Genomic DNA, 677 nt, shown 5'->3' with positions numbered 1-677 from the left:
GGTGACGAAGAGATGACAACGCCGCGAACTGACGGAATAGTTCGTTGAAGGCCGTATGCTATGAGACTGGTAGGCAAATCCGCCAGTTGAGCTGAAAGCCGATAGTACCAAGCGTTTACGGACAATTGGATAGTGCGTGTAATTTGACTTCCAAGAAAAMCCWCTAAGCWTCAGGTTRWARWKRCCCGTACCWCAAACCGACACAGGTAGTCAAGTAGAGAATACTAAGGCGCTCGAGTGATTCATGGCTAAGGAACTCGGCAAAATARYYCYGTAACTTCGGGAKAARGRRYGCTCWCAGYRATGWGAGCCGCAGWGAAATGGCCCAGGCGACTGTTTAYCAAAAACACATGGCTTTGCAAAAWCGAAAGWTGAAGTATAAGGCCTGACACCTGCCCGGTGCTGGAAGGTTAAGTGGAGGGCTTAGCGTAAGCGAAGGTCTGAAATGAAGCCCCAGTAAACGGCGGCCGTAACTATAACGGTCCTAAGGTAGCGAAATTCCTTGTCGGGTAAGTTCCGACCTGCACGAATGGTGTAACGATCTGGGCACTGTCTCAGCCATGAGCTCGGTGAAATTGTAGTATCGGTGAAGATGCCGATTACCCGCAACGGGACGGAAAGACTGAAATTGTAGTATCGGTGAAGATGCCGATTACCCGCAACGGGACGGAAAGACT

1 rRNA gene is annotated in these 677 nt (G+C 50.2%); it reads left to right on the top strand.

Features of this window, described 5'->3' with window-relative positions:
• Positions 1-677, top strand: a 23S ribosomal RNA gene (locus EES38_RS21725); the annotation flags it as partial.

This window comes from Vibrio viridaestus (assembly GCF_003856525.1).
In the GTDB taxonomy this organism is placed as follows: domain Bacteria; phylum Pseudomonadota; class Gammaproteobacteria; order Enterobacterales; family Vibrionaceae; genus Vibrio; species Vibrio viridaestus.
The sequence above is the reverse complement of the archived record's forward strand: the minus strand, read 5'-3'. Positions and strand labels throughout refer to the sequence as shown.